The sequence below is a fragment of the Aureimonas sp. AU12 genome (assembly GCF_001463705.1).
In the GTDB taxonomy this organism is placed as follows: Bacteria; Pseudomonadota; Alphaproteobacteria; order Rhizobiales; family Rhizobiaceae; genus Aureimonas.
Genome location: NZ_BBWH01000077.1, coordinates 1 through 376, shown reverse-complemented (window position 1 = coordinate 376; position 376 = coordinate 1). Strand labels below are relative to the sequence as shown.

The window sequence follows — 376 nt, the reverse complement described above, 5'->3', positions numbered from 1 at the left end:
CCCTGGAGGCGTTACAGCCTCAACTGACTGGACGGTGCGGCAGTGCTTAAAACCAATACTAGACAAGCGAACTGGCGCCGCGCCAATCCAGTCAAGTATGATGCCCATCTTGCTGTGCAGCGCGCCGTGAAGGCCGGCAATTTGGAGAAGCAAGGATGCGAGGTATGTGGGATGGAAGCAGTCGATGCCCATCACGACGAGTATGACGAACCCTTGAGGGTGCGCTGGCTATGCCGCCGCCATCACGCAAGACTTCACCATTACGGTGAAGACATGTTCCCGCTTCGCCAAGGTTCAGCACGCACAAGCGACTAAGTGATTAGCCGACAAGCAGGGCCGCCCCGACCGGAGCCCTCCATAGCGAAGGGAGGGGCGG

At 59.0% G+C, this 376-nt stretch carries 1 protein-coding gene; it reads left to right on the top strand.

Features of this window, described 5'->3' with window-relative positions:
- Positions 1-42 precede the first annotated feature (42 nt).
- Entirely contained in the window at positions 43-315 is a 273-nt protein-coding gene (locus AUL33_RS21925; RefSeq protein ID WP_082652818.1) for a hypothetical protein, read from the top strand.
- The last annotated feature ends 61 nt before the right edge of the window (positions 316-376 follow it).